The organism is Streptomyces sclerotialus (assembly GCF_040907265.1).
Classification (GTDB): Bacteria; Actinomycetota; Actinomycetes; order Streptomycetales; family Streptomycetaceae; genus Streptomyces; species Streptomyces sclerotialus.
In genome coordinates this window covers 6518289-6542182 of the sequence record NZ_JBFOHP010000002.1, presented here as the reverse complement: position 1 = coordinate 6542182, position 23894 = coordinate 6518289, and the positions used below count along the sequence as shown (strand labels likewise).

Sequence of the window (23894 nt, the reverse complement as noted above, 5' to 3'; positions counted from 1 at the left end):
CGGGGTCGGGGCGGTGACCGCCACACGGCGGTGTGCATCCGGTCCGCCTTCCGCGGGGGTGCGCCTTCGCACCCCGGTCGGTCATGGTTCTCCCCGCTGCGGTCGGATCAGAGGTTCCATCGTGGTGGGGGAACGGGTCGCGCGCGGGCGCGCGACGGCCGGGTCCGCCCCGCGAGCCGCCCTGGTGACGCGCGGGATCACGCGGCGAAACAGGGCTCACTGCGGTTTTCCTACGGGACCCGGGGCAGCGGATCACCCACCGGCCGGTCTCGTGCCCGAGCTCCGTAGCGCATCCGCCGCAGCGCCGTCGCGGCGCGGTTGACCAGCGTGCCCGGTGCCGCGCTCACCGCAAGAGGTGTTCGCCGGCCGTCGGGACGCCGGACCACTATGGGTGACCGAGGAACGCGTTCGAGCGTCCTCGGCAGAGCAGCGGCTCGACTTGGAAAGGACCGCTATGTCAGGCAACACCACTCTGAGCAGCCCCGCACGTACCGTCGCGGACGCACTGTCCGGGACCGGCGAGCACCTGGTGGCTTCCCGGGAACTGTCGGAGATCATCGGTGCCACCGTCGAGGACTGGCGGCGGTTCGCCAGGAACTGGGACGACCTCAAGATCGACACGTTCATGGCGGACGGGGGTACCTATCGCTACCGCCGCTACGGCCAGTACGAATACAGCCCGAGCACCGAAGAGCTCACTCTCCTGCCGCACGAACCGTACCGGCAGGAGAAGTTCTTCAACCACCTCAACGGTGGCGTCGACCGGGTGTACGAGCCGCTCACCGACGCCTTCACCAGCGACCCGCTGCTGCCCCGTCTGCTGACCTCGCTCGGCCGGATCTTCACCGAGGTCGACGACACCCGCCGGTGGCTGATCAAGCTGCATCCGGTGCGCATCATCGCCGGCGAGAAGATAGGCCGGCCCGCACCCGAGGGCCGCCACCGCGACGGTGTCACCTTCGTCGGCTCGCTGCTGATCGACCGGCTCAACGTCACCGGTGGTGAGAGCACCACGTACGACGAGAAGCAGAACCTGCTGCGCACCGTCACCCTGTCCGAGCCCGGTGACCTGCTGCTCGGGGACGACCAGCGCACCTATCACCAGGTCACGCCGATCGAAGCGGTCGACCCGGGTCAGGTGGGACACCGTGACGTCCTCGTGCTCAACTACTGTGCGCTGCCCGGGAGGCTGTCATGATCACCCGCGCCCTGGGCAGCCACGGCCTCACCGCCTCGGCCATCGGCCTGGGCTGCATGGGCATGTCGCAGGATTACGGGCCCGCCGACGACAGTGAGTCCGTACGCACCATCCAGCAGGCGGTCGACCTCGGGGTGACGCTCATCGACACCTCGATGAGCTACGGCGCCGGGCACAACGAGGAGCTCGTCGGCCGCGCCGTTGCCGGCAGGCGTGATCAGGTCGTACTGGCCACGAAATTCGGCATCTGGCGGGAGAAGCAAGGGGACCCGCCCAGCCTCGACGCCCGTCCGGACCGGATCCGCACCTTCTGCGAGGACTCGCTCGCGCGCCTGGGCACCGACTGCATCGACCTGTACTACCTGCACCGGGTCGACCCGACGGTGCCGGTGGAGGAGAGCGTCGGAGCCATGGCCGAGCTGGTGGCCGAAGGCAAGGTGCGCTACCTCGGTCTCTCCGAGAGCAGCCCGGAGGAGCTGGAGCGGGCCGCGGCCGCGGCCCCGATCAGTGCCATCCAGTACGAGTGGTCGCTGTTCTGGCGGGAGCTGGAGGACGATGTGGTGCCTCTCGCACGGCGGCTCGGCATCGGCATCGTCGGCTTCAGCCCGCTCGGCCGGGGCTACCTCACCGGCAAGCTCAAGCTGGAGGAGCTGGGCACCGACGACGACCGCCTTCCCGACCAGCGTTTCCAGGGCGACGCGTTGGCGACCAACAACGCAAGCCTCGCCGAGCTGGCGAAGCTGAGTGAGGAACTCGGCATCACCCCGGGACAGCTGGCTCTCGCCTGGCTGCTGGCACAGGGTGACGACGTAGCAGCCATCCCTGGTACACGCAGCCCGGTCAGGCTCGCGGAGAACGTCGCCGCGGCGGACGTGACCCTGTCCCCCGAGGTCCTCGAACGGCTCGACGCCGTCGTGTCCCGCTCGGCGTGGGCGGGGGACAGGTTCTCCTACGCCGTCCCCCGCACTTCCCGCACGTAACCTCGGCGCCTGGGCCCGGTGACGGCCGGCTCAAGCGGTGCTCACGAGATGTGCCGTAAGGGGCTGTCGGCCTCCCACATGGTCGGCAGGTACCCCTCGCGCAATTCCTTGGCCAGGACCGACAGCGACAGCCGAGGATCGGTGAGCGCCCGGGTCGCCACCGCGGCCAGCGCCGCGGGCAGCCCTTCGCACAGGGCCAGGATCTCGCGCATGGCACCCGGCTCGGCCATGGCGCGGGCCGCGCCCAACCGGCGCTGAAGCAAGGTCAGCGAGTCGGCCTCCGGCAGTGTGTCCACGATGAGCGGCCGGGCCCCTTCCGAGGCGACCAGCCCGCAGAGCGGGTCGCGGCTGGTCACCAGCGCCGCGCAACCGCGCGAACCGGGCAGCAGCGGACGCACCTGGTCGGTGCTGACAGCGTTGTCGAGTACCATCAGCACGCGCTTGCCGGTCAGCAGGCTGCGCAACAGCGCCGACCGGCTGACCAGGCTGTCCGGCACTTGTCCGGGCCCGACCCCCAGCGCGAGCAGGAAGTCGCGCACCACGTCGCCCGGGCGGGAGTCGCCCAATTCGGCGTAGAGCTGCCCGTCGGGGAACTTCTCGGCGACGCGGTGCGCCCAGTGCACCGCGAGGCTGGACTTGCCGACCCCCGGCCTGCCCGGCAGGGTCGCGATCACCACTGCCGGCTGGGCCTGGCCCTGCTCCCAGATCGCGTCGAGGTGGGCAAGCTCCTCGCTCCGGCCGGAGAAGCCGTTGACGTCGGCCGGAAGCTGGGTCGGAACCGGCTGCGACGGGTCCACGCTCGCCTGCAACGGCGGCACCGACACCAACTGCGCCCGCGCGGGCACACCACGCAGGATGGCCTGATGCGTCTCGCGCACCAACTCCCCCGGGTCTACGCCCAGTTCGTCGGCCAGCTGGTTGCGCAGCGTCTCGAACAGCTCCAGCGCGACGGCGGGCTGGCCGGAGCCCGCCAGTGCGGTCATCAGCCGGGCGTGCACGGACTCGTGCAGGGGGTTGGACTCCGCGAAGCGGTACAGCGGAGTGAGCACCTCCTCGTGCCGGCCGATGCCGGCCGCGGAGTCGGCGTACTCCAGCAGCGCCGTCTCCAGCTCGCGCCGGAGCCCCGCCATCATGGGCAGCTCCTGCACCCCGGGCAGGTCCGCGAGCGGCTTGTCCCGCAACAGGCCCATGGCCTGCCGATAGGTGATCACCGCGGCCTCGGTCCGGCCCGCCTCGCAGTCGCGCCGGGCGGAGGCCACCAGCCGGCGGAAGACCAGCAGATCGAGCTGGCCGTCGTCCACCTGCAGTGCGTACCCACCGTTCATCGAGACCAGCACCGGTTCCTTCCGGTCCCTGGGCTGGATCCGCCGACGCAGCCGCGACATCTGCGAACGGACCAGGTCCACCTTGGGGACCGGCCCCTCGCCCCAGGCGGCGTCGATCAGGGAATCCAGGCTGATCGGGACGCCGGGTGAGATCGCGAGCAGCGCGAGCATCGTGCGCTGCCGTTCCGAACCGAGATTGACCGGCTCGCCGTCGACCGAGATCGACTGCGGCCCGAGCACACGGAGACACAGGTCGTGGGCGAGCATCGGCCCCAGTGACCCGACGCGCACGAGCTCGTGCGTCTCGGCCGGGGACAGCTCCAAGGCCGCCGCGATACGGCGGAGCGTGCTGACCCTCGGCCGCGTCACCCGCCGTTGCTCCAGGTCGCGGAGGCCGGCCACGCTGATCTTGGCGCGCTCCGCCATTTCCCGCTGGGTGAGACCAGCGTTCCGTCTCAATTGATGAATGAGTTCAGCGAGCTCCCAGGGCGCCTCGTTACCGAACATCGAGCCCCCTGGCGCCTATGTCCTGTAAACGCGAAGATGCCCAATGTAAACATCGCATAAACACCCCGTAGAATCGACGCGCTAAGCACATGCCCCGTGAGTTCGATTTCGCGAAGCCGTGGTCGGCCGGCTCCGGATCCGAAGAATGGCACCGGGCATGCGCTGGTCAAGGACTGGTCAAGCCTCAAGCTAGCACAGCGACACGTGAATCGGGGGCCCCGGCGGAAGGTTTAATTCCTTGCATACGAAGCCGCCCCGACCGGTACCCATGCACCACCGGCCCAGCGAGGGAGAACACCGAACTTGGACGACCACACGAAATCGCTGGGCCGGCACCGGTTTTCCACCGGTGAACTCAATGCATGCCGTCCGGGCCCACTCGGTTCGCCAATACCGACCCGCGCGTAGGGTTTCGGAGTTGCCCCGATATTCCGGACACCGAACCGTTTTCGACCTGCCGGGTCACCTGGCACATACGCACACACCTGGGCCGAGTCATCCGGTCTGCCGTCGCCCTGCCGGAGGCGGCGGCCCCCAGGACGAGGCCGCCGACCCCGCGGCGCGACGGACACATACCGAACCGGCTGTCACCGGACGGACGCCGAGCTGTCACGGGAAGCCCGTGCGACTCATGGGCGGGCCCCATTGCGCAGACCCGAGCGCGCCGGTCATCGGAGCCGGGAGTCCGGGTTCCACCGGAAACCGCAGGTTTCTGCGCCGAACGCCTCGCATGAATCTACCGCCCGGCCCCTCTTCCCCGGGGCACCGACGGCGTACGGAACGCGCCCCGTGGTCCGAATCGGTGACCGATACTCCTCTCCCCTTCGTGCCGCAGCCCGTCATGCGGAGCGCATTCGTCGCGGCCGGATTCCCGGACTCCGCACCACCGCACGCGAAGCCGTGGTCGCAGCGCGGCGCTGCCGGCCGAACACGATCAGCGACAGTGGAGCCACCGCCTCCGGGAATTGGCGGGGTCCGCACCGGGAGCCGCGCAGGGCGGCACAGCCGCGGTGGCCGGAAGAGCTTTTGCGACCAGGAAAGATGCCACCGGCCCGGCGGCGGGAAGGCCACTGTCCGCCGGTACGCCACGGAGTGACCGAATGGGATGAGCGGTGCGGCCGGGAAACGGTACAAGCGGATATTCACTGCCGGTCGCGGGAAATAATTCCCGTTTCCGAATGGGCGGAAGTAACACCCCGCGAATCCGGTGGAGTAAACGGCTACAAGAATTACTTCCACCCGGGAAAACATCGGACAGGTACGTGGCACATTACTCTCGGCACCGGATGTCCGAAGCACTCGGAAAGCAGCCACCGGCCCTGGACGAACGAAGCAGGGGAATCCAACTTCACGCAGCGGCTCGGGTCCGGCATGTCGCAGAAGGCTCGGAGGGAGCCCTCGTGGCCCATGGCGTCAATGACGGAGCCGGCCTGCGGGATGCAGGCCGGCTCCGTGGCGACGGTCGTGAAGGAGGTCCAGGTACTGACTTGGTGCTGACTTCGTGCCGGCCTCTCCGGGCGAGTGGTTCACCCGCGCCCGCGAGCCCTGGTCCCCGCCATCAGCGCCACGTACACCACCAGCGAGGCGGCCAGGCCCACCGCCCAGCCGTAGTCCGCGAGCGGCTTGAGGAAGGGGAGCAGCCCGTCGGCGGGGAACGGGCCCTTTCCCGGTGCGGAGTACGAGCCGCCGACCGCGAGCAGGCCGCCCGTGGCGAAGGCGAGGACGGCCCGCCAGTTCCAGCCGGCCGTGTACCAGTAGCGGCCGCCGGGCCGGTAGAGGGCGGCGAGGTCGAGGACGGTACGGCGGACGAGCCAGTAGTCGGCGATGAGGATGCCGGCGACGGTGCCGAGGAGGCCGCCGACCACGCCGAGCCAGGTGAAGATGTAGAGCTCGGGCGTGGCGGTGAGCTTCCAGGGGAGGACGAGGACGCCGATCACGCCGGTGATCAGCGCGCCGCGGCGGAAGGTGAGGAAGCGCGGGGCGAGGTTGGCCAGGTCGTACGCCGGGGAGACGACGTTGGCCGCGATGTTGACGCTCACCGTCGCGATCAGGACCGTGACCAGCGCGAAGAGCAGGCCGAAGACGTTGTCGGCCTTGCCCGCGAGGGCTACCGGATCCCAGATCGGCACGCCGTACACCGCCTGGGAGCCGGAGGTGACCAGGACGGAGAGCAGCGCGAAGGCGGTCATGGTGGTGGGCAGGCCGAGGGTCTGGCCCCAGACCTGGGCCCGCTGCCCGGCCCCGAAGCGGGTGAAGTCGGGGATGTTCAGGGAGAGCGTCGCCCAGAAGCCGATCATGCCCATGAGGGACGGGAAGAAGACCGGCCAGAAGTCGGCGCCCCAGCCCAGCTTGCTCGGCTGGTCCAGGAGCGGGCCGAGGCCGCCCGCCTTCGCGGCGATCCAGATGAGCAGGACCACCGCGCCGACCAGTACGAAGGGCGCCGCCCAGTTCTCGAAGCGGCGCAGGGTCTCCATGCCCCGCGCGATGATGGCCAGTTCGAGCGCCCAGAAGACGGCGAAGCAGAGCCAGAGCGTCCAGGGATACCCGGCGACAGGCGCAGCCTTCTCCCACCCCCCACCGAAGATCTTGCCGAGCAGGATGTAGATGCCCTGGCCGCCGATCCAGGTCTGGATGCCGAACCAGCAGCAGGCCACGGCGGCCCGCAGCAGCGCGGGGAGGTTCGCCCCGCGCAGCCCGAAGGAGGCGCGGGCCAGGACGGGGAACGGTATGCCGTACTTGGGTCCGGCGTGCCCCGTGAGCAGCATCGGGAACAGCACGATGACGTTGGCGAGGGCGATGGTCAGGACCGCCTGCTTCCCGTCCATGCCGAGTGCCACCAGGCCGGAGGCCAGCGTCCAGGAGGGGATGTTGTGGGCCATGCCGACCCAGAGCGCGGCGAAGTTGTACGTGGTCCAGTGGCGGTCGGCGGCGGGCACGGGGCGCAGGTCGGCGTTGCTGAACGGGCCGTCGGCGGGTATCGCGTCCGGCGGGAGTTCGACGCGGCCGTCGGCGCCGGGCGGCCCGTCGTCGCGGCTGCCCGGTGGCACGGCAGGGCTTCTCACCCCGCCGCCAGGGCCGGGATGACCTGGGTGCCGTACGTGTCGATGGTGGCTTCCTTGTTGTCGTGCATGGCGTACAGGGCGAACTGGTCGACGCCCAGGCCGCGGAGGGTGCGGAGCTTCTCGATGTGGGCCTCGGGCGGGCCGAGGACGCAGAAGCGGTCGACGATCTCGTCGGGGACGAAGGCGGTGTCCGGGTTGCCGGCCCGGCCGTGGTGGGCGTAGTCGTACTTCTCGCGGGTCTTGATGTACGCGGTCAGTTCCTCCGGGACCATGCCGGAGTGCTCGCCGTAGCGGCTCACCAGGTCGGCGACGTGGTTGCCGACCATGCCGCCGAACCACCGGCACTGCTCGCGGGCGTGTGCCAGGTCCGCGCCGATGTACGCGGGGGCCGCCACGCAGATCGTCAGCGCGTCGGGGTCGCGCCCGGCCTCGGTGGCCGCGTCCCGTACCGCCTTGACCATCCATTCGGTGAGGAAGGGGTCGGCGAGCTGGAGGATGAAGCCGTCGGCGAGGCGGCCGGCCATGGCCAGCGCCTTGGGCCCGTACGCGGCCATCCAGACCGGCAGTTTCCCGTCGCGGACCCACGGCAGCCGCAGCGGCTGCCCGTCGACGGTGGCCTCGCGGCCCTCGGCGAGGTCGCGGATGACGGTGATGGCCTCGCCGAGGCGGGCGAGGGTGTTCGGGCGGCGCCCGGCCACCCGCATCGCCGAGTCGCCGCGCCCGATGCCGCAGACGGTGCGGTTGCCGTACATCTCGTTGAGGGTGGCGAAGGTGGAGGCGGTGACCTCCCAGGTGCGGGTGCCCGGGTTGGTGACCATCGGTCCGACGGTCAGCCGCTCGGTGTGTTCCAGGATGCGGCTGTGGATGACGAACGGCTCCTGCCAGAGCACGGCGGAGTCGAAGGTCCAGCCGTAGCGGAAGCCCTGCCGTTCGGCGCGGCGCATGAGCCCGACCACGGCGGAGCCGGGCGGATCGGTCTGCAGGACGACTCCGAAGTCCATCTCTTCAACTCCCTGGTGTAGAGCCGGTGATGATGACCGACGTCCCGGGTGGTGCTCGGGCGGGGTCAGGAGAGGTACTGGCAGGTGGCCCGCGGGGTGTACTGGCCGTGGCCCGCGTGGCCGGTGAACTCGCGTCGGTCGATGACGAGTTCGCCGCGGGAGAGGACAGTCTCCACCTGACCGGTGACCCGCCGCCCCTCGTACGCGGAGTAGTCCACGTTCATGTGGTGGGTTTCGGCCGACATGACCTGCTCGGCGTGCGGGTCGTAGATCACGATGTCGGCGTCGGCGCCGGGTGTGATGGTGCCCTTCTTCGGATACAGCCCGAACATCCGCGCGGGCGTGGCGCAGGCGATCTCGATCCAGCGGCGGCGGCTGATGTGGCCGTCCAGTACGGCCTGATGGAGCAGGTCCATGCGGTTCTCGACGCCCGGCATGCCATTCGGGATCTTCGAGAAGTCGCCGCGGCCCAGCTCCTTCTGGCCACGGAAGCAGAAGGGGCAGTGGTCGGTGGAGACGACCTGGAGGTCGTTGGTGCGCAGGCCGCGCCAGAGCGCGGCCTGGTGTTCGCGCGGCCGCAGTGGTGTGCTGCAGACGTACTTCGCGCCCTCGAAGTCCGGCTCGGCGAGGTTGTCGGTGGAGAGGAAGAGGTACTGCGGGCAGGTCTCGCCGAAGACGGGCAGGCCCTTGTCGCGGGCCTGCGTCAGCTCGGCGACGGCTTCCTCGGCCGAGACGTGGACGACGTAGAGCGGGGACCCGGCGACCCTGGCGAGCTGGATCGTCCGGTGCGTGGCCTCGGCCTCCAGCAGCGCGCGCCGCACCTCGCCGTGGTAGCGCGGATCGGTCCGGCCCTCGGCCAGCGCCTGCTGGACGAGCACGTCGATGGCGATGCCGTTCTCGGCGTGCATCATCACCAGTCCGCCGTTCCCGGCGGCCCGCTGCATCGCGCGCAGGATCTGCCCGTCGTCGCTGTAGAACACCCCGGGGTAGGCCGTGAACAGCTTGAAGGAGGTCAGTCCTTCTGCGACCAGCAGATCCATCTCCTTCAGTACATGCTCGTTCACGTCGGAGAGGATCATGTGGAAGCCGTAGTCGATCGCGCACCGGCCGTCTGCTTTGGCGTGCCAGGCGTCCAGGCCCTCGCGCAGCGAGTTCCCCTTGCCCTGGATCGCGAAGTCGATGATCGTCGTGGTGCCGCCCCACGCCGCCGCGCGGGTGCCCGTCTCGAAGGTGTCCGAGGCGAAGGTGCCGCCGAAGGGCATCTCCATATGCGTGTGAGCGTCGACGCCACCCGGGATGACGTACTTGTAGGCAGCGTCGATCACCCGGTCCGCGGTCCACTCCTGCGTACCCGGGGCCGCGAGGGCCGCGATACGGCCATGCTCGATGAGCACGTCAGCGTGGACCTCATCGGCTGCCGTGATGACGAGGCCACCAGTGATCAGCGTGCGGGTCATCCTTCGCCCCTCCCTGTGCCGGGCGCCCGTCCGCCTTCCCGGCCTGCTTGTCGATGGGTCTGAGTGTGCGCCTCACCTGCCGCGCCCCGGCATCATGTCGGCGTGTCGGGTGCGTCGCCCACGAGGCACCCCTGGTCACCTTCGCCAACGGGACTCCTGAACGGGCTCGCTCCCCCCCCGGCCAGGACGCCTGCGTGGCTCTCGTCGGCGGCGGTGATGACCAGGCCGACCCGGATGAGCGTCCGTGCCATGGCTGTCGCCCCCTCCCCGCTACTCGCGTCGCGGCACGGGATTCAGGGTCGTCGCACGCCGGGCGGCTGGCAATACCGCAGAGCCTGAACCCTCAGCCCTGACGGTGGCCGGCGTGGCACACCGGCCGCCCGCCGGATGACCGACGGCGGCGTGGCACGCGCCGATGACAAGGCAGGCACGCCACAGCCGGGCCCGGTGCTCGCTGTCGGTCGGGACACCGGGGTGCCTTGGCTCAGCCTCGTGCGTCCATCAAGGCGGTGACATAGGCGTCCAGCCGTTCCGCCACGACTCGCGTCGTCAGCTCCGTCCTGCCTGCCTCCCGCCATGGCTGCGCCACCTGCCGCACTTCTTCCGAGCACGCCAAGGCGTCTCGCACCTGCCAGTACAGCCGCTCGCTCGCGGCCGCGGCCAGCGCCCCGCCGGCCTCCTCGTACGCCTCGGCGAACCGCAGCCCCCACACCGGGCCATGCAGCAGCGCGAGATTGGTGGAGCAGTGCGCCACATCGAGATCTGCCGGGCCCCAGGAGGTCGCTGCCCAGTCGACGACGCCGGTGATCCGGGCACCGGCCGACCGTGAAGGCGGCACGTCGAACAGCACATTGCCGGGTTGGAAGTCCCGGTGCAGGAATCGCCCTTCATAGGGTGGCGCGGGTTCGCGGATCACGTCGATCGCTGCGGCCCATGCCGCCTCGTCGGCGCCCTTCGGCATGACGACGGTGTCGGCGGTCGTCAACGTCACATACTCACGGGGCGGCTCGAGGGGGCGCACCGCGTGGATCGCCACGAGTTGACGGGCCAGCAGGGGGACGCGCGTCCTCAATCCCTCGTCGCCGAGGACCGTCCGGCCCGCCAGATGGGTCATCAGGAGCGATGGATACTCGCAGTGCGCTGCAGTCGGATCGACCGCGATCAGCCCAGGAGCCGGCACGCCGGTGCTCGTGAGGAGGGTCAGGGCGTCGGCCTCCCGGTTCAGCCAGTCCTCGGCGTGCCCCACGTAGCGCGGGTCGACGAAGCTCCGCAGTACCACGTCACGGGTGGCTCCGTGCCGCGTGCCGATGGTCAGCCTCAGCATGTCGGCAGTGATGCCGCCGCGCAGCGCCTCGGCTTCGACGATCCGTTCGCCGACATCCAGGTGCCGGCGCACCCAAGCCAGTGTCAGCGGTCGGACAGCCGCCGCCTCACCGTGGTCGGTCACCGTGCCACCTCATCATCCGGCCGGTGACCCGCGCAAAGGTCTTCGTCGGAGGTGGTGGCAACACTGCTCTGCCCCTCTCGCGGCTGCGGCAGGCGAAAATCTCGCCGGAGTCCTGATGTGTCCGGCGGCGGCATCCCGTTCGGGAGAGCGGGCCAAGGCCTCCTTCAGTGCGGCGCGCGCGTTCTCGCTCAGGGGCGCTGGGTGGCGGGTGAGCCGTCCGGTGGCAGCCGGGCGCCGGCACGTCCGGCGAGTGCGAGCCCGATGCGCTCCAGGACGTGGCCAACCGCATGGTGAAGCGCGTACGGGGCGGTCAGCTGCGCGAACGACTCGGCGAGCGTGCGACGCGGGCATCAGGCGTGTTCGGGTGCCGGCACCCGGCCGCGCTCACCGATCAGCGGCCAGCACTGCCGCGAGGCCCTCTTGCAGGTCTTTGACGAAGTACTCGGGAACCTCCAGCGACGGGAAATGTCCCCCGGTTTCGGGCGACCTCCACCGGACGATCCGCCGGTACCGCTCCTGTGCCCAGGGCCGCGGACACTTCTCGACGTCGCGGGGGTACATGGTGAGTGCCGACGGGACGTCGACCCGGAGTTCGGGGTCGAGCGAGTTGTGGCTTTCGTAGTAGATGCGGGCCGTCGATGCGCCGGTCCGCGTCAGCCAGTACAGGGTGACGTCGTCGAGGACGCGGTCTCTGGAGATCGTCTCGAACGGGCTGTCCCCGGTGTCCGACCACTCGGCGAACTTGTCGAGGATCCAGGCAAGAAGCCCGACCGGTGAGTCGACGAGCGAGTAGCCGATGGTCTGCGGCCGGGTGGCCTGCTGCTTCGCGTACGCCGCGCGGTGGCGCCAGAAATCGCGGGTCTCCTCGGTCCACTTGCGCTCGGCCGCCGTCAGCCCGTCCGTTGACAACCCGGGCGGCGCCTCCGCGAACGTGGTGTGGATGCCGAGGACGTGCTCCGGGAACCTGCCGCCGAGGACCGTGGTGATATTGCCTCCCCAGTCGCCGCCGTGGGCTACGAACTTGCCGTAGCCGAGCCTTCCCATCAGCTCCACCCATGCGGCAGCGATCTTCTCGGTCCCCCACCCGGTGGTGGCCGGCCTGTCGCTGTAACCGAAGCCTGGCAGCGAGGGAACCACGACGTGGAACGCCGGCGCGTCCGCGTCTTTCGGATCTGCCAGCTCGTCCACTACATCGACGAACCGGACAATGCTGTCCGGCCAGCCGTGCGTCAGGAGCAGAGGAGTGGCATCCGCGCGCGCGGACCGGCGGTGCAGGAAGTGGATGCCCAGATCGTCGATGGTCGTGCGGAACTGGCCGATCCGGTTGAGGAGCGCTTCGAACGACCGCCAGTCGTACCCGGTGCGCCAGTAGTTCACGACGTCGACGAGGTCGGCGAGCGGAACGCCCTGTTCCCACCGGCGGGGGCCGGGCGCGGCGCCATGGACCGTCTCGGCCTCCGGCAGTCGCGCCGCGGCCAGTCGCGCGCGCAGATCGTCGAGGTCGGCGTCGGTCGCGTGGGTTTCACATGCTTGCACGTCGCTGGTCGGACGGGGCATGAGGCCTCCTGGCCGTCGTGGAACCGGCTACGACCTGTCGCGAACCGGCTATGACGGTTCTAGCAGGACTCCGAAGCACGCCGCAACCGGCTAAGGTGGTTCCATGCGTGCCGGATTCCCTGACTTCCGCCTCGGTAAGGTGCTGGCGACCAGCTTCACCGGGACTCTGTCGGAGCGTCATGGCGTCCCCGTGGAGCGCATCCCCACGCCGCGCCGACTCATCGACTGGCTGACGGTGAGCGGCCTCGCCGTGGACTCCTGCACCACCGCCCAACTCGACCTCGCCCGGGAACTGAGGGAGTCGATCCACGCCGCCGCGACAGCGGCCGCGGTCCAGGACGCTCTCCCCGCATCGGCTGTCCACGTCATCAATGACTGCAGCGCCCAGGGTCGGGCCGCGGCGATCCTGACGGCCGAGGGCAAGCGGCGATGGCGGCTCAGCTCGGCCTCCTGTGTGGAGGACGCCCTCAGCGTGATCGCCGCCGACGCGATCAGCATCATCGCGGGCGAACGCGACGGAAAACTGGCCCTGTGTGCCTCACCGACCTGCCGAGCCGCCTTCTTCGACGCCAGCCGGAGCCGCACCCGCAGATGGTGCGACATGAACACCTGCGGGAATCGTCAGAAGAAAGCACGCTTCCACGCCAACCAGCGCAGAAACCCCGGATCAGCGGAGTGATCATTACCTCGGTGCACCCAAGTGGGCCGGTGCCGTCCCAGGCCGCCGCCTGGGCGCCGGTCGCGAAGGTGCCGGAGGGCGCCGTCCCGCCGGAACGGGCGCTCTCGTCATCCTGCGGCCGTCACGCAGAGTGGATGGTCGGTACGTGGTGTCGCCCTCTCCGGCTCGGAGTGCATATGTGCCGTTATGCCGGGAACATGGACGGTAACCGTGAGGCGCGAGGAGGCGGCATGGACAAGCAATCCCGGCCCGAGCCCGATGATCTCCGTACTCCGGACCGCAGTCTGCACAGCGGTCCGGCGGCGGACGTGAGCCCGGAGGACCTGGTGATGGCGACCGGGCGTGATCTCACGCCGAAGAATCTGGAATGGGCGCGCCGCAAGCTGGCCGACGAGGGGCGCGCGGCCGTGGAGAAGATCCTGCCCTGAAGGTGGTGGAGGCGGGAGGGCCTGCCGGCGGCTGCCGACGGGCCCTCCGGCGCGTGCGGCCGGGTCAGCCCACGGGCTGCGGCCGCGGGACCCGGAACGCTGCAGTACCGATTCCTCCGGGTGCCGACAGGCTCCGGGGAACGGCAGCCGGAGCCGGCTCCGCCGTCCTGTGGTGGCGAATGAGGTCCGCCTCCGTGTAGCGGCGGCAGTCGTGGTGCCACCGGAGGATGCCGGACAGCCAGTCGTGCATCTCGGAAATGTAGTTGCCGAGGGACTGTCTGGCCTCCTCCGACAGGCCGAAGTCGGCGTAGAGCACCGGGAGTTCATGGGCCACGATGTGCTCGAACTGGTCCAGCCGGCTGTTCATGAGGTCGTCGACGATGCGCAGTCCGGTGGGATAGTCGACGTCGAAGAAGTTCTGGACCACGAGGATCGCGTTGTGCACCTCGCCCTCGTACTCGATCTCCTTCTGGTACGAGAAGACGTCGTTGAGCAGGCAGGCGTAGTCGATGACGGCGTTCTCCAGCGCCCGCCACGGCCCGCTCTCGTAGATCTCCTGGGGGACGGCGTTGCCGTGGCTGATCCGGGAGAGGTTCAACGTCATGTCGGAGCCGAAGGTGTGCCGGCGCATCTCGATGTAGTCGACCGGGTCGGGGATGCGGTTCTGCACCATGTTGTCCAGCTCCCAGAGCCAGCTCCTGGTCATCACCCGTACCGCATCACGGAAGCGGCGGCGGTTGTCCGCGCTCATCGGGCCGGCCGTGCGCTGCCACAGATCGGCCAGGCCGCGTTCGAGTGCGTGCGTGGCCGGCGGGGGCGGGCTGCAGTCCAGCGGCATGCAGGCCGCCAGCCGCTCGTCCATCGCCTTCGCCCCGGCCAGGTCGCCCCGGCGGCCGAAGACCACGGGGTAGTAGTCGTCGCCGTACGTGCCCCAGGCCAGCCAGGCCGAGCTGAGGTCCAGCTCCTCCAGGGTGGCGTCCGGGTCCAGGCCGGCGGCGCACAGCGGCAGGTCGTAGTCGAGGAGCTTCTCCTCGGTCCAGACGCGCGAACCGGGAATGCCGGGCTGCTCGTCCAGGATGCCCGTCCGGTGGGCCCACGCCACGAGGTTGCGCCGGGAGGTGTCCAGGTGCGGGCAGAGCTTGGCGGGCAGCGGCTGTCTGAAATGCGGCAGCCGGGACGGGCCGACCTTCCGGAACGGTACGTGGGTGAAGGTGCGGGCGCGGGCCGCCTCGGCGCGCGCCGTGGTCGGCGCGCCCTGGGTGACGTTCAGCGCGGAGAGGCCGAGGGCGCCCAGCGGCAGCGAGAAGAAGCGCGGCGGCGCGGCGGAGGTGCCCTCCTCCCCCGCGCCGTTCATGTACCGGCTGGAGACCATGTGCCATTCCTGGCCGCCCGACTGCCAGTCCTGGAGGCCCTTGACGTAGGCCAGGACCGCGGCCTGCTCGTCCGGGCCGAGGGCGTGCTCGGCGAAGAGCGGCTCCAGCTCGGTGAGCGCGGTGTGCTCGAACTGCTGGAGCCGGGAGGTCAGCAGGTCGTTGACGGCTTCGGCGGCCTCCTGGGTCGAGCAGCCCAGGAAGCGCTCCAGGACCAGGATGCCGTTGCTCAGCTCGCCTTCGTCCTCGACCTCGCGCTGGTAGGAGAAGATGTCGTTGCGCAGGTGCACGGCGTCGGAGAAGGCGTCGCGCAGCACCCGCAGCGGCCGGGAGCCCGCGACGCGGGCGGGGACCTCGGCCCGCGCCGCGTACTCGATCAGCCCGGCCGACCAGGGGGCACCGCCGACCTTGCGGCGCATTTCGATGTACTCCACCGGGTTCGCCACCCGGTGTGCGTTGATGTTCGACAGCTCCCAGAGGGATTCGTTGAGGAGGTTGACCGTGCTCTCCGCGAACCGCTCGCGCCACTTCGGGGACATCGCGGGGACCGTACGGGTCCACAGGTCGGCGAGCCCGGCCTCGACGGGGTTGGTCGGCTCGGGCATGCCCTGGGCGAGGTCCATCGGCATGAAGGCGGGCAGCCGGTCGAGGTAGGCCTTGCCGCCGGCGCGGTCGCCGGTGCGCTTGAAGATCTCCAGGAAGTGGTCGTCGAAGAAGAACACCCAGACGTACCAGTCGGTGACCAGGGCGAGGTCGTCGGCGGTGCAGTCGGGGTGGGTGTAGGCGCACAGCAGGGCGTAGTCGTGCGCGTCGAGGTCGCGCTGCTCCCAGATGCCGGACCCTTCGAGCATGTTCATCTCGCGCGCCCATTGCCTGCTGTGCGTGCGGGCCGCTTCGAGGTGCGGGTTCAGGCGCGCCGGATACGGCGTGTAGAAGTCCGGCAGTTGGAAGGGCTGTGTCACGGGTCCCCGGCCTTTCTCGACGGTGCCGGGGGGCAGGCATGACGGGCACCCGCGAACGGATGCCCGCGCCCCCCGGCGTGCGTCCGGGGACTACCCATCCGGCGGCCCGAAAAGCGGGATACCGGAGGAGTCACCCGTACGAGTGATCGAGATACAGCCGTACCGGATCAGGCGTCAGCGGACGTTGATCGCGGCCCAGGCGGCGTTCACCGCCTTGTACTCGGCGCTGGTGGCGCCGTAGAGGTCGGTCGCCGCCGACAGCGTGGCGGTGCGGGCCGCCGCGTAGTTGGTCGTGGAGGTCATGTACGTGGTCAGCGCGCGGTACCAGATCTTCTCGACCTTGGCGCGGCCGATCCCGGTGACGGCCTTGCCGTCGTAGGTCGGGCTGTTGTAGCTCACGCCGTTGATGGTCTTGGCGCCGCTGCCCTCGGAGAGCAGGTAGTACCAGTGGTTGGCCGGGCCCGAGGAGTAGTGGACGTCGATCCGGCCCAGGTCCTTGGACCAGTAGTCGCGCGAGGCGCCGTCCTTGCTGGGCTTGTCCATGTAGCGCAGCGGGGTGCCGTCCCCGTTGATGTCGATCTTCTCGCCGATGAGGTAGTCGCCCGGGTCCTTGGTGTTCTTGGCGTACCACTCCACGGAGGTGCCGAAGATGTCGGAGGTGGCCTCGTTCAGGCCGCCGGACTCGCCGCTGTAGCGCAGGCCCGCGGTGTTCGAGGTGACGCCGTGGCTCATTTCGTGCGCCGCCACGTCCAGGGAGGTGAGCGGGTTGGCGTTGCCCGACCCGTCGCCGTAGGTCATGCAGAAGCAGCTGTCGGACCAGAAGGCGTTGACGTAGTTGTTGCCGTAGTGGACCCGGCTGTACGCGCCGACGCCGTCGCCCTTGATGCCGCTGCGGCCCAGTACGTTCTTGTAGAAGTCCCAGGTGGTGGCGGCGCCGTAGTGGGCGTCGACGGCGGCGGACTGGCGGCCGCCGCCCCAGACGTCGTCGGCGTCGTTGAAGAGGGTGCCGGTCCCGGAAGTGCCCTGGTTCAGGTCGTACGTGCGGTGGCCGCCGCGGGCGCCGTCCTTGAGGTCGAACGTCGCGCCGTTGGGCGTGGTGCCGAGGGTGACGGTGCCGTTGTAGTCGCCCGTGCCGGTGCCGGTCTCGATGCGCTCGTCGGCGAAGAGCTGCTTGCCGGTGGCGGCGTCGGTGACGACGTGCAGCTCGCTCGGGGTGCCGTCCTTCTGGACGCCCTCGACGACGGTCTCGTACGCGAGGACCGGCTTGCCGGTGGCCGCCCAGATCACCTTGCGCGGCGCCCGCTCGGCGTCGGCCTCGGTGTTCTCCTCGGCCGCCGAGGCCTTCAGCGCGGTCTTCTCCGCGCTCGCCGCGGGGAGTTCGGCCTTGGTGGTCGGCACGGCTATTCGGGCCGTGGTGGCCTTGGTGACCTTGCGCGCGCCGCTCTTCTTCTCGTGGACGACGAGGTCACCGCCGAGGACCGGCAGGCCGTCGTAGGTCCGCTCGTAGCGGGTGTGCACCGTGCCGTCGGCGTCCTTGATGACGTCCCGGGCGACGAGCTTCTCCTTGCCGCCGAGGCCGATGGCCCGGGCGGTGGCGCCGGACTGGGCGTCCTGGACGGCGGCGGCGCGCTGGCCGGCCGACAGGGCGACGGCGCCGGTCTCCTGGCCGGTCTGCGCGCCGGCCGGTGCGCTCTGCACGCCGAGTACGACGGTGGCCGCCGACGCGACCAGGGCCGCGGCGCGGAGGGCGTACGTGCGTCTGTGGGAGGTGCCTCTCACTCGGTCTCCTTGGTACGGGGCCGCGGGGTGGCGGCCCGTCGAGGGGGGCGGGCGGCCATGGGTCGTGGCCGCCGCTGTACGAGTCGTACGGAGTGGTGCGGGTGGTGCCGAGGCGGAGCGGGGTTCCGCCTCCGAACAGGCGGAACCAGACCCTCCCGTTGTGAAGCAGCGGTCGGGACGGACAGAGCGTGCCACCTTCCGACCGTTTCGAACAGATCAGCAACGTAAATTTGACCGCCCGTTATCCGTACAGCGATCACCGCGTCACGGTCACCGGCCTCGCAGATGCTCCGCCGCCGGCGAGCCGACATGGTCCAGGAGGTCCCGCGGCCGGCCGGTGACCAGGACCCCGCCGCCCCGGCGGCCGCCCTCCGCCGAGGCCGGTCACCCGGTCCGCGTGCCGGACGACGACCATGTCGTGCTCGATGACCAGCACCGTGCTGCCCGCGTCGACCAGCCGGTCCAGCAGCGCCGGCAGCCCGTCCACGTCGGCCCTGTGCAGCCCGGTGCTCGGCTCGTCGAAGACGTACGTCATGCCGGTCAGGCTGGAGCCGAGGTGGCGTGCGGTCTTCAGCCGCCGGCTCTCGCCGCCGGAGAGGGTGCCGGTCTCCCGGTCCGGGCTCAGGTGACCGAGGCCGCTGTCGGCGATGCGTGCCGGCCCCGCCACCCGCGTCGTGCGGGCTGCTTCGTCGAGCCGTGCGCCGTCGCACTCCGGGGAGACGTCCTCGCGCACGAAGCGGCGCACGGCGTCCCGCAGCCGGTCGCTCAGGCCGGAGGGGTCGCGGTGGACGTACTGCCGCTGGAAGCCGACGACCAGCCCCTCGTAGGAGTTGTCGTTCGACGCGCGGGCCCGCCCGACCTTGCGCCCGGTGTCGCCGCGGTCCGCCGGGCGCGCGCTGCCCGCGGCCGACGCGGCCTCCTACATGGCCGAGTCGGTCACCGGTCACCGTGCCCGGCACCGTGCGGTGGTCACCCCGCACACCTCGTCCGAGGACGCGGCGCGGCGGGTGCCGCCGGGCAGCGGCGTGCTGGAACCGCTGCCCGACGGCCGTTGCCGGCTGCTCACCGGCGGTGATGCGCTGGACTGGCTCGCCTTCCGGCTCGCCCTGCTCGGCGTGGCGTTCGAGGTGCACGAACCGCCCGAGCTGATCGCGTACCTGCGGAAGCCGGGCGGCCGGATGGTGGCCGCCGCGTCGGGCGGCGGCCCCGCCTGACCGTGCGTACGGTCACCAGATCGCGTCGACCCACTCCGGGTGGTCGATGAACGGGTTCCTGTTGTGCTGGTACGTGTCGAAGATGACCTCGTTGCGGTTCTTCTCGAAGTCGTCCGGCGGGTCCTGCTCGCTCCAGGTCTTCAGGACGCTGAGCCGGCCGATGGCGGGCGCCGAGCCGTTGTCCACCTTGTCGTTGGGCTCCAGGTCGGGGAAGCCGTCGTCGCCGTCGTAGCGGACGGCCATGTAGAGGATCATGCGGGCGACGTCGCCCTTGACCGCGTCGCGGGGCTCGAAGGAGTCGCCGTCGGTGTAGTTGCCGGGCGCCTCGCCGACCTCGCTGCCGCCGTTGTCGAAGTCCTTGTTGCCGCGGGTGCTGTTGACCGAGACATCGGTCGGGCGGAGGTGGTGGATGTCGGTGCCGGGCCCTGTGGCGGTGCCGAAGTCGCCGTGCGACTTGGCCCAGACGTGCTCGCGGTTCCACTGGTCGGGGTCGCCGCCGTTGTCGTCCTTGCTCTGCGAACGGCCGGTGTAGAGCAGGATGACGTTCGAGGAGTTCTCGGGGTCCTGGTCGGTGGCCTTCAGGGCGTCCCAGACCTGGCTGTAGCTGAGCTTGCTGACGCCGGAGCTGATGATGGTGTGCAGCGCGGACTTGAGCTCCGGGCCGGTCTTGCCGAGCGCGTCCTTGTAGTACGTGTCGTCGTACGCGGTGGTGACGTACGCCGCGGCGGAGGCGGCGGGGGTACGCGGGGCCGGTTCGGGCGCTGCGGTGGCCGGTACCTGGACGGCCAGGCCGAGCAGGGCGGTACCGGTGAGTGCCGTGACGATTCTGCGCCGAGCGGTGGTACGGGATGTGTCCACGAGTGGTGTCCTCTCCCCCATGCGCGTGGACCGGTCCGCCGGAGTGTGGGGGGTGCGGACCGGGGCCGGCCGGTGAATGACCGGCCGCAGGCAGCCTGCCACCGTCACAATTCCCACCGGGTGACCATTGCGGTGTGATTATGTGTCAAGAAAGTGGAGATCTACATGCGTAGAGCGGCAGGGACCGGAGAAGACCGGTCCTGCCCGGTCAGCGCGAGATCTCCGCGAGTTGCGGGAACTCCTGCGAGAGCAGCACGCACACCAGCGAGACCAGCACCGCGGCCACGATCACCCCGAGGCAGCCCAGCACGTCCCGCAGCGTGCTCGCGAGCGGGCCGAGCCGGGGGCGCAGCGGTGCGGGCGGCAGCCGGCGCGGCGCGCTACCCCTGGACGCGGTCGACATGGGAGTCGTCCGAGGCGGCGCCGGCGTTCCTGGGCCGTGGCACGCCGTCCGCACGCGGCACGCCGTTCGTCCCGTCCATCCCGTACTGCGCGGCCTGGAGTTCGTACATGGCGCGGTACAGGCCGCCCGGTTCGGACATCAGCTCGCGGTGGGTGCCGGCACCGGCCAGCCGGCCGTGGTCCAGTACGTAGATCAGGTCGGCGGTGGCGGTGGCCGCCAGCCGGTGGGTGATCAGCAGGACGGTCGTGCCGTCGTCGGCGAGCGAGCGCAGCGACCGGAAGGCCTCGACCTCGGCCTGCGGATCGAGGGCCGCGGTCGGCTCGTCGACGATCAGCAGTGGCGCGCCGCGGTACCGGGCGCGTGCGCTGCCGAGCCGCTGCCACTGGCCGCCGGAGAGGTCCGTACCGCGCTCGAAGCCCTTGACCACCAGGCTGTCCCAGCCGTGCGGCAGCCCCTCGACCAGGCCGGCGGCGCCCGCCTCGGACGCGGCCCGCTCGATGCGTTCCTGGTCGGGCAGCTGGTCGCTGCGGCCGATGTGGACGTTGGCGCGTGCGGTCATGGGCCAGCGCGGGAAGTCCTGTCCCAACACCGCCACCTGGTCGAACACCGCGTCCCTGTCCGCCTCGCGCAGATCGACGCCGTTCCAGGTGAGCCGTCCGGCGGTCGGCAGGTACAGGCCCGCGACGAGCTTGGCGAGCGTCGTCTTGCCCGAGCCGTTCGCACCGACCAGGGCGACGACCTTGCCGTGCGGGATCGTCAGGCTGACGTCGCGCAGCGCGGGTTCCGGTGCGCCGGGGTAGGTGAAGCTCACGTCCGTCAGCCGGATCTCGGTGAGCGGCCGCGGGACCGGGGTGCCGCCGGCCGGGATGGCATGCCGCTCGGCGCCCTCGCAGGCGTCCTGGAGATCCTTGAGGTACATGGCCTCTTCGTAGAGGCGGTTGACCTGGAGGACGAGGGCGGTCAGGCCCGCGCCCGCGCTGCGTACCGCGATCACGGCCGTGCCGGCCACCGCCAGCGGCATGCCGCCGCCGGTGAGCAGCAGCCACAGGACGCCGTAGGCGGCAACCGTGGCGAGGCCGGAGACGGCGGCCGCCACGGTCTGGGTGACGGCCTCGGCGGTGGCCAGCCGCTGCTGTTCCCGCTCCATCGTCGCGGACATGTCGTCGTAGGCGTCGGTCAGCATCCGGCCCGCGCCGTGCGCGCGCAGTTCGGGGGCGCAGTCGTGGTCGGTGATCTTCTGGGTGACGACGGAGATCGCGCGCCGGTGCTCGATCCAGGCGTGCCGCGAGGCGTACTGCCGGCGCGCCGAGAGGACCGCCCCCCACCCCTTGGGCGCGGCAATCAGCACCAGCATCAGGACGAGCAGCGGGTGCAGACAGGCCAGTACGACGGCGGAGGCGAGCAGCGCGATCAGGGCGTTGACGACCGTGACGGAGGACCGGAGCATCATGCGGACGGAGTCGGTGCCGAAGCGCCCGGCGTCCAGCGTGCGGTGGAAGTCGGCGTCCTCCAGCGCCGCCAGCTCCACCCGGACGGCGCCGCGGTAGAAGCGGGCGGTGCAGACCCGCTCGACCTTGGGCTCCAGGCGTCCGGAGGCGGCGACCGAGACCGCCGAGAGGAGCGCGGCCACGGCCGCGACGGCGCAGCCGGCGAGCAGCGCCGGCAGCGCCTGGCGTAATCGCTCCACGGTCGGCCCGCCGGCGAACAGCGCGACCAGCACCCGGTTGGTCGCCACCAGGACGAACGCGCGGGTCAGCCCCTGCCCCACCTCGGCACCGAGCAGTGCCAGCAGGGCGCGCGGGTCCTCCCGCCAGGCGGCCCGGCCCACGAGGGCCGCCATCGCGGGGAACTGCCGTGCCATCTGCCAGAACGTCAGCCGCAGCAGCGGCTGTTCGTGCCGGGTGAACGACAGGTCGTAGCGCAGCGCGCCGCCGAACATCAGCCGTTCACTGCGCGTCACGGGCAGCGCACCCGGCTTCCCTCGCCGGATGCGCCTCATTCCTCGGCTCACGGGCCCCACCCCCACAACCGTCCGCCACCGTCACCGGACGCCTGTTCTCATTGTCCGGGGGCCGCGCGCAACGGGGACCTGTTTTCGGCTCGGTGCGCAGGGGGCACGGAGTGCCGCGATCAGCGGGGTGGCCTGCCCCGTCACATATTGATCATGTGCCCCGCGAGTCCGTGCACGGCTTCCTTGACGGCCTCGCCGAGGGTCGGGTGCGCGTGCACGTTCCTGGCCACCTCGTGGACGGTCAGGTCCCACTGCTGAGCCAGCGTCAGTTCCGGGAGCAGTTCGGTCACTTCGGGGCCGATGAGATGGGCGCCGAGCAGCTCGCCGTACCGGGCGTCGCTGAGGATCTTGACGAATCCGGTGCTGTCGCCGAGGCCGTGCGCCTTGCCGTTCGCGGTGAACGGGAACTTGGCGACCTGGACGTCGAAGCCCTGCTCGCGGGCCTGCTCCTCGGTCCATCCGAAGCTGGCGATCTGTGGCTGGCAGTACGTCGCGCGCGGGATCATGACGTAGTCCAGCTCCATCGTCTCGGCGTCCGCGATCGTCTCCGCGGCGACGATGCCCATGGCCTCGGCGGCGTGCGCGAGCATCAGCTTCGCGGTGACGTCGCCGATGGCGAAGAGGTGCGGCACGCTCGTACGGCAGCGCCCGTCGACATCGATGGCGCCGCGCTCGGTGAGCTTCACGCCGGTGTTCTCCAGGCCGTAGCCCTCGACGCGCGGCTGGAAGCCGATCGCCTGGAGGACCTTGCCGGTCTCCAGGGTCTGCTGCTGCCCGCCCGTGCTGACGTGCACCTTCACCGTGCCGCTGCCGTCGTCGTCGATGCCCTCGACGCGGGTCCCGGTCAGCAGCTTGATGCCCAGGCGCTTGTACCGCTTGGCCAGCTCGGCGGAGACCTCGGCGTCCTCCAGGGGCACCAGCCGGTCCAGGAACTCCACGATCGTGACGTCCACGCCGTAGTTGCGCAGCACGTAGGCGAACTCCACGCCGATCGCGCCGGCCCCCGCGATGACGATGCTGCGCGGCAGCTCCGCGCTGAGGATCTGCTCCTCGTACGTCACCACCCGCTCGCTCAGGGAGGTGCCCGGCAGCAGCTTGGTGGTGGCGCCCGCGGCGATGATGCAGTGGTCGAAGGTGACGGTCTCGGAGCCGCCGCCGGACAGCGCGACCTGGAGGGTGTGCGGGTCGGCGAAGGTGCCGCGGCCCTCGTACTGCGTGATCTTGTTCTTCTTCATGAGGTAGTGCACGCCCTTGACGCGCCCGTCCGCGACCTTGCGGCTGCGGGTGTAGGCCGCGCCGTAGTCGAAGGTCACCTCGCCACTGGACCGGATGCCGAAGGTCTTCGCCTCCTGCGTGAAGAGGTGCGCCAGCTCGGCGTTGCGCAGCAGGGCCTTGGAGGGGATGCAGCCCACGTTGAGGCAGACCCCGCCCCAGTACTTCTCCTCGATGACCGCCACGCTGCGGCCGAGCTGGGCCGCGCGGATCGCGGCGACGTACCCACCGGGGCCCGCGCCGAGGACGACGACGTCAAAGTGTGCACTCATACGGGCAGCGTAGGTCGGCTCCTGCGGCGTGCGCAGGGCATTGAAGATCCACGATGCGCCCGGCGCCGGACCGGGCCACCCTGGAGGAGGCCCCGACGCCCGGCCGCCCACC

At 70.5% G+C, this 23894-nt stretch carries 18 protein-coding genes; 5 read left to right on the top strand and 13 right to left on the bottom strand.

What is annotated here, in order from left to right:
- Positions 1-454 precede the first annotated feature (454 nt).
- A complete protein-coding gene (locus AAC944_RS28895) occupies positions 455-1198 on the top strand; it encodes a 2OG-Fe dioxygenase family protein (protein WP_030613093.1) in 744 nt (247 codons plus the stop codon).
- The gene (locus tag AAC944_RS28890) at positions 1195-2178 is read left to right on the top strand and encodes an aldo/keto reductase (protein ID WP_030613096.1); all 984 of its coding nucleotides are present in this window, start codon (positions 1195-1197) and stop codon (positions 2176-2178) included. Before AAC944_RS28895 ends, AAC944_RS28890 begins: the two co-directional genes overlap by 4 nt.
- Positions 2179-2219: 41 nt before the next feature.
- On the opposite strand, the gene AAC944_RS28885 is transcribed toward AAC944_RS28890, so the two are convergent.
- The 6 genes from AAC944_RS28885 to AAC944_RS28860 all read right to left on the bottom strand — a co-directional run bounded on the left by AAC944_RS28885 (position 2220) and on the right by AAC944_RS28860 (position 12534).
- On the bottom strand, positions 2220-4010 hold the full coding sequence (locus tag AAC944_RS28885; RefSeq protein WP_078888491.1) for a BTAD domain-containing putative transcriptional regulator: 1791 nt from the start codon (positions 4008-4010) through the stop codon (positions 2220-2222).
- A gap of 1526 nt (positions 4011-5536) precedes the next feature.
- Entirely contained in the window at positions 5537-7057 is a 1521-nt protein-coding gene (locus AAC944_RS28880; protein WP_030613099.1) for an NCS1 family nucleobase:cation symporter-1, read from the bottom strand.
- Positions 7058-7068: 11 nt separating this feature from the next.
- Positions 7069-8073, bottom strand: coding sequence for a TIGR03842 family LLM class F420-dependent oxidoreductase (locus AAC944_RS28875; RefSeq protein WP_030613102.1), 1005 nt, complete (start codon positions 8071-8073; stop codon positions 7069-7071).
- A 65-nt stretch (positions 8074-8138) separates the two neighbouring features.
- On the bottom strand, positions 8139-9530 hold the full coding sequence (hydA, locus tag AAC944_RS28870) for a dihydropyrimidinase (RefSeq protein ID WP_030613105.1): 1392 nt from the start codon (positions 9528-9530) through the stop codon (positions 8139-8141).
- A 484-nt stretch (positions 9531-10014) separates the two neighbouring features.
- Positions 10015-10977, bottom strand: a complete 963-nt coding sequence (locus AAC944_RS28865; protein WP_030613108.1) for a phosphotransferase family protein — start codon at positions 10975-10977, stop codon at positions 10015-10017.
- Between the two features lie 384 nt (positions 10978-11361).
- Positions 11362-12534 (bottom strand): epoxide hydrolase family protein, encoded by a 1173-nt coding sequence (locus AAC944_RS28860; RefSeq protein ID WP_030613111.1) that lies wholly within the window; start codon positions 12532-12534, stop codon positions 11362-11364.
- 103 nt (positions 12535-12637) lie between these two features.
- On the opposite strand from AAC944_RS28860, the gene AAC944_RS28855 reads away from it, so the two are divergent.
- Together AAC944_RS28855 and AAC944_RS28850 are read left to right on the top strand one after the other, a co-directional pair.
- Positions 12638-13213, top strand: coding sequence for a CGNR zinc finger domain-containing protein (locus tag AAC944_RS28855; protein WP_030613114.1), 576 nt, complete (start codon positions 12638-12640; stop codon positions 13211-13213).
- 230 nt (positions 13214-13443) lie between these two features.
- On the top strand, positions 13444-13641 hold the full coding sequence (locus tag AAC944_RS28850; protein WP_030613117.1) for a hypothetical protein: 198 nt from the start codon (positions 13444-13446) through the stop codon (positions 13639-13641).
- Positions 13642-13705: 64 nt separating this feature from the next.
- Here the strand turns inward: AAC944_RS28850 and AAC944_RS28845 are convergent, their stop codons facing one another.
- From AAC944_RS28845 to AAC944_RS28835, 3 genes are all read right to left on the bottom strand, one after another.
- On the bottom strand, positions 13706-15973 hold the full coding sequence (locus AAC944_RS28845) for a terpene synthase family protein (protein WP_030613120.1): 2268 nt from the start codon (positions 15971-15973) through the stop codon (positions 13706-13708).
- Positions 15974-16147: 174 nt separating this feature from the next.
- The gene (locus tag AAC944_RS28840) at positions 16148-17752 is read right to left on the bottom strand and encodes a M4 family metallopeptidase (RefSeq protein WP_030613123.1); all 1605 of its coding nucleotides are present in this window, start codon (positions 17750-17752) and stop codon (positions 16148-16150) included.
- Positions 17753-18008: 256 nt separating this feature from the next.
- A complete protein-coding gene (locus AAC944_RS28835) occupies positions 18009-18497 on the bottom strand; it encodes a P-loop NTPase family protein (protein WP_030613126.1) in 489 nt (162 codons plus the stop codon).
- Between the two features lie 124 nt (positions 18498-18621).
- Between AAC944_RS28835 and AAC944_RS28830 the strand changes: the two genes are divergently transcribed.
- Positions 18622-18966, top strand: coding sequence for a WYL domain-containing protein (locus AAC944_RS28830; protein ID WP_368396490.1), 345 nt, complete (start codon positions 18622-18624; stop codon positions 18964-18966).
- Between the two features lie 12 nt (positions 18967-18978).
- Here the strand turns inward: AAC944_RS28830 and AAC944_RS28825 are convergent, their stop codons facing one another.
- The 4 genes from AAC944_RS28825 to lpdA all read right to left on the bottom strand — a co-directional run bounded on the left by AAC944_RS28825 (position 18979) and on the right by lpdA (position 23782).
- Positions 18979-19845 (bottom strand): endonuclease I family protein, encoded by an 867-nt coding sequence (locus AAC944_RS28825; protein ID WP_051871654.1) that lies wholly within the window; start codon positions 19843-19845, stop codon positions 18979-18981.
- A 187-nt stretch (positions 19846-20032) separates the two neighbouring features.
- Entirely contained in the window at positions 20033-20227 is a 195-nt protein-coding gene (locus AAC944_RS28820; RefSeq protein ID WP_030613133.1) for a hypothetical protein, read from the bottom strand.
- Positions 20205-22187, bottom strand: coding sequence for an ABC transporter ATP-binding protein (locus AAC944_RS28815; RefSeq protein ID WP_030613136.1), 1983 nt, complete (start codon positions 22185-22187; stop codon positions 20205-20207). The genes AAC944_RS28820 and AAC944_RS28815 overlap by 23 nt, the downstream gene beginning before the upstream one ends.
- A gap of 191 nt (positions 22188-22378) precedes the next feature.
- The gene (lpdA, locus tag AAC944_RS28810; RefSeq protein WP_030613140.1) at positions 22379-23782 is read right to left on the bottom strand and encodes a dihydrolipoyl dehydrogenase; all 1404 of its coding nucleotides are present in this window, start codon (positions 23780-23782) and stop codon (positions 22379-22381) included.
- Positions 23783-23894: the final 112 nt, after the last annotated feature.

Excerpts from the sequence above, each read along its gene's own strand:
- AAC944_RS28885 (WP_078888491.1), bottom strand. The coding sequence starts at position 4,010 with ATGTTCGGTAACGAGGCGCCCTGGGAGCTCGCTGAACTCATTCATCAA.
- lpdA (WP_030613140.1), bottom strand. The coding sequence starts at position 23,782 with ATGAGTGCACACTTTGACGTCGTCGTCCTCGGCGCGGGCCCCGGTGGG.
- AAC944_RS28860 (WP_030613111.1), bottom strand. The coding sequence starts at position 12,534 with ATGCCCCGTCCGACCAGCGACGTGCAAGCATGTGAAACCCACGCGACC.
- AAC944_RS28820 (WP_030613133.1), bottom strand. The coding sequence starts at position 20,227 with ATGTCGACCGCGTCCAGGGGTAGCGCGCCGCGCCGGCTGCCGCCCGCA.
- AAC944_RS28825 (WP_051871654.1), bottom strand. The coding sequence starts at position 19,845 with ATGGGGGAGAGGACACCACTCGTGGACACATCCCGTACCACCGCTCGG.
- AAC944_RS28890 (WP_030613096.1), top strand. The coding sequence starts at position 1,195 with ATGATCACCCGCGCCCTGGGCAGCCACGGCCTCACCGCCTCGGCCATC.
- AAC944_RS28875 (WP_030613102.1), bottom strand. The coding sequence starts at position 8,073 with ATGGACTTCGGAGTCGTCCTGCAGACCGATCCGCCCGGCTCCGCCGTG.
- hydA (WP_030613105.1), bottom strand. The coding sequence starts at position 9,530 with ATGACCCGCACGCTGATCACTGGTGGCCTCGTCATCACGGCAGCCGAT.
- AAC944_RS28850 (WP_030613117.1), top strand. The coding sequence starts at position 13,444 with ATGGACAAGCAATCCCGGCCCGAGCCCGATGATCTCCGTACTCCGGAC.
- AAC944_RS28895 (WP_030613093.1), top strand. The coding sequence starts at position 455 with ATGTCAGGCAACACCACTCTGAGCAGCCCCGCACGTACCGTCGCGGAC.
- AAC944_RS28855 (WP_030613114.1), top strand. The coding sequence starts at position 12,638 with ATGCGTGCCGGATTCCCTGACTTCCGCCTCGGTAAGGTGCTGGCGACC.